General features: G+C 56.2%; 4 protein-coding genes. 3 read left to right on the top strand and 1 reads right to left on the bottom strand.

What is annotated here, in order from left to right:
- Positions 1 to 384 precede the first annotated feature (384 nt).
- Positions 385 to 711, bottom strand: coding sequence for a hypothetical protein (locus ACFFAR_RS27560; RefSeq protein WP_375508854.1), 327 nt, complete (start codon positions 709 to 711; stop codon positions 385 to 387).
- A 318-nt stretch (positions 712 to 1,029) separates the two neighbouring features.
- On the opposite strand from ACFFAR_RS27560, the gene ACFFAR_RS27555 reads away from it, so the two are divergent.
- From ACFFAR_RS27555 to ACFFAR_RS27545, 3 genes are all read left to right on the top strand, one after another.
- Positions 1,030 to 1,833: a class II aldolase/adducin family protein gene (locus ACFFAR_RS27555; RefSeq protein WP_174364937.1), complete on the top strand. Its 804-nt coding sequence runs from the start codon at positions 1,030 to 1,032 to the stop codon at positions 1,831 to 1,833.
- Positions 1,834 to 2,094: 261 nt separating this feature from the next.
- Positions 2,095 to 3,045: an ABC transporter permease subunit gene (locus ACFFAR_RS27550; protein WP_174364938.1), complete on the top strand. Its 951-nt coding sequence runs from the start codon at positions 2,095 to 2,097 to the stop codon at positions 3,043 to 3,045.
- A gap of 16 nt (positions 3,046 to 3,061) precedes the next feature.
- Positions 3,062 to 3,746, top strand: a 685-nt coding sequence (locus ACFFAR_RS27545) for an ABC transporter permease (RefSeq protein ID WP_375508853.1), incomplete at its 3' end; no start/stop codon positions are given.

The raw sequence follows: 3,746 nt of genomic DNA, 5'->3' as shown, positions 1-3,746 counted from the left end.
CACGCATATCTTCTCTTCTTATGTCGGCAGCACGGGCGATTTCGAGTCGGCTTTGATATGGCATGAACGGTAGCACACCACGCGAAGCCACGACGGCACTCAGCCATCTAGTGGCTTCTGCTTCCTACCGTCAACCTAGCCGGTCCATCGCCTTACATTGAGAACACCGAAGCGCCCAACTGCGTCTCCTCCGGAGCGTAATTAACCGCTGCCGCGGCGCCATGACATTGGGCAGCTATGCCGTGACGGCAACGGCCAGAGTTCGATAAAACCCGTTCAAGACGTGCTGCGGATTACGTACCGCGCGTCATTTCCGGCGTCACCACCCGATTCCCGCTGTGCGCGGCTGCCCACCCACGGCGGATCGGATTGCGTTCTTCCGCACTAATATGCCCCGCGTTGCGCTGGATCGCGTTTTTCGCGGTGTTCGCCATAGGCCTTCACCTGCTTGATCTCACCGGGATGCTGCGGTTGATTCACTACCCACGCGAGCTGTGTGTGCCAATGTGCAAACACCGCCACCAGCTTCGCTTGTGCTGCACGTTGTAGCCTACCCGCGCGCGCGCCGGCGTCGATATACGAGCCAGACACTTGATTGGCGGACGCGCCGTTGTGAGTGCTCAACACTTTGTCGGTCGGTTGTCTTAGCTCATCGGCCAAAGAGCGATCTGCCAGCAAAAATGTGTGTTCAGAAAAGCCGCCGGATCTCACACCTTGACACTACCTTGGCTTCGCGACCGCGCTACTAAAAAACCAGCTTAACAAGCGCCGGTCTTTACGGTTTCCTGATCGGTGTCTTCCCGCCTTGCCGGCTTGCCAAGCGCACTTGCAGCACCAGCGCCTTCAGGCCTCTCGCGCGACTAAAAAACCTCCGATACATATCCAAAGGGTCAATCCCGGCTTGACTTCAAAAAAATGGCTATCTAGAATCGGCAACATGTTATCGATATGCACTAATTGGTGTCGTTAAAAGGCAGTGCGTTAGTGTGCGGGTCGCAACCAAATCATCAAGCGAGCGGGTGAAGGCCAATGGAATCCTCTGTGCAGAAGTCAGTGACGTCGGATGGCAAGCGAATCCGTGACCAGGTGAGCGAGCAAGAGTGGCGCGTTCGGGTAGAGCTCGCTGCAGCCTACCGGCTCTCGGAATACTACGGTCTCACGGAGTTGACCGCGAACCATATCTCCTGCTGTGTGCCGGGCGAAGAGGGGCACTTTCTAATCAACCCCTATGGAATGCTGTACGACGAGGTCACTGCCTCCAGCCTGATCAAGATCGACCTCGAAGGCAACGTCGTATTGAGCACTGGTGAGTATGGCGTGAACAAGGCCGGCTTCGTGATTCACGCGGCCGTGCACGCGGCGAGAAAGGAGGCCTTCTGCGTGGCCCACACGCACACAGCCGCAGGCATGGCAGTGTCAGCCCTCGAATGCGGGCTTCTGCCCATTAGCCAAACCTCCATGCGGTTCTATCATGTCGCCTACCACGACTTTGACGGCATGGCCGAAGATTACTCGATCGGCCAGAGGATCGCCGAGGATCTGGGCGAGCACAACTACATGATCCTGCGTAACCACGGGCTGCTCGCCTGCGGCCCGACTGTAGGAGACACGTTCCACGCGATCTGGCGAATGGAGCGTGCGTGCCAGACCCAGATCATGGCGCTTTCATGCGGCACCCCGATAACCACACCCGATCCAAAATTCTGCGAAAGCGTCTATCAAAAGCTCCACCAAAGTCCCAAAGAGAAAAAAGCAGGTGAAGCGCAGTACGTCTCTCCATGGTCCGCACTCATGCGCAAGATGGAAAAACTCGATCCGTCTTTCGCAGACTGATTGTTGCCCCAGCATCGCCGATATGGAAAAGGGCACAAGCCCAGACGATTGAACAGGCACAGTTTGACGGTATGTCGGGGCTAAACCAAGACAACCGACTGCATAAGATTACGCAAGGAATCATTCGAGACGATGTGGCGTTTTCACTCTGACTAAGTCGTACCAGAGAACTAGGCAGGGTCCAAACCGCGCGGGCAGCAAATAAACGAAGGGTCCGCTTTTACTGCTTATTTCGGCGGCTGATATTGGGATGTCTGATATATGAGTAACTTTCTTTTGCGTCGAGTAACGACGTTGATATTTCTCCTGCTTGGTGTATCCGCGCTCGGGTTTGCGATCCTGCAACTAGCGCCTGGAGGGCCTCTATCCTTGCTTGCTCAAACCGGACAGATGTCCCAGGAAGACCTGAATCGCCTCGCAGTTCAAATGGGGCTTAACGACCCAATGCCAATGCAGTATCTTCGCTGGTTGACCCATATGCTTGAGGGTGATTGGGGACGATCGTACCGCGACCAGCTTCCTGTTCTCGAGATCATCGGGTCGCGCATCGGGGCGACTTTGCTGTTGATGGTTACCTCAACCATCATCGCAGTGTCACTCGGAGTGTGGGTCGGCGTGATGAGTGGTGTCCGGCGCGGCGGCAAGTTCGATACAGCCACGTCCGTAACGCTCGTTGCGTTGGTATCGGTCCCGACATTCTGGCTCGGACTGGTCGTAATCTACATTTTCTCCGTCAAGCTTCAATGGTTGCCAGCGGGCAATCGGCAGACCCCGGGAGACGGTTCCTTTCTCGACATTGCGCGCCATCTGGTGCTCCCCGCCCTCGTGCTAGCCATGGTCAATGTCACTGTCTGGAGCCGCTACATGCGGGCATCCGTCATTGGCGCAATATCGCAGGACTACGTCCGCACTGCACGTGCCAAGGGACTTTCTGAATTTCAGGTTCTATGGCGCCACGTTATCCCGAACTCAGCGTTGCCGATGATTTCCATCGCCGGTATGCAGTTGCCGGCTCAGTTGGGAGGCGCCTTGGTAACCGAGACTGTATTCACCTGGCCAGGCATGGGACGGCTTTTCATGGACTCACTCAATTACCGCGACTATCCGGTGGTGCTTGGCATTTTGATGTTTACCGCTGTTCTCACGCTGCTCGGAAGCCTGCTTGCCGACATCTGCTACGCGATTGCCGATCCGCGCGTTCGCCCAACTTAAGAACTGTGAGTGCCTCATGAAAGTCACCATTTTTTCAGGCTTACGCACGGGTAAGCACGCCCCAAAATCCGCAAGTGGATACAAGAAAAAGACCCTTGCCCGATACGCCGCAATCTTCATCGTTTTGATGATTCTTACCTGCGCAATCGGTCCGCTACTGTTGCCTTTCACCGACACCCAGATCGACATTCTGAGTCGACTGCAAGGCCCGGCGTGCTGCACTCATTTCGCCGGCACAGACGAACTCGGCCGCGACATGGTCGCTCGACTGCTATCAGCCGGGCGGATCTCGCTGTCAATCGGCGTCGCTGCGATGGCGATGAGCGTCGTTATCGGCGTAACACTTGGACTCATCGCCGGCTTCTATGGCGGGGGGATTGGCAGCGCGATCATGCGCTTCGTCGATGTGGCATTGTGTTTCCCGAATGTGTTTCTCATGCTCACTCTGTCGGCATTGCTCACACCCAACGTGATAGCGCTAATCGCCCTTATCGCGTGCACGTCCTGGATGGAAATCGCGCGCGTTGTTCAGGCTCAGGTCTCGTCGCTTCGAAACGCCGAGTTTGTGTTGGCGTCGAGAGCCGTCGGGTGCAAGGACCGTCACATCCTCTCCAAGGTGCTTCTGCCCAATACTGTTCCAACAATTCTCGTCGCGGCGATCCTGAATGTGGCTCATGCGATTCTTGCGGAAAGCTACGTCA

It is taken from the genome of uncultured Caballeronia sp., from assembly GCF_964243625.1.
Lineage (GTDB): Bacteria > Pseudomonadota > Gammaproteobacteria > Burkholderiales > Burkholderiaceae > Caballeronia.
The sequence above is the reverse complement of the archived record's forward strand: the minus strand, read 5'-3'. Positions and strand labels throughout refer to the sequence as shown.

What these genes read in the sequence shown, in the direction of transcription:
- ACFFAR_RS27555 (WP_174364937.1), top strand. Translation starts at nt 1,030, where the DNA reads ATGGAATCCTCTGTGCAGAAGTCAGTGACGTCGGATGGCAAGCGAATC.
- ACFFAR_RS27550 (WP_174364938.1), top strand. Translation starts at nt 2,095, where the DNA reads ATGAGTAACTTTCTTTTGCGTCGAGTAACGACGTTGATATTTCTCCTG.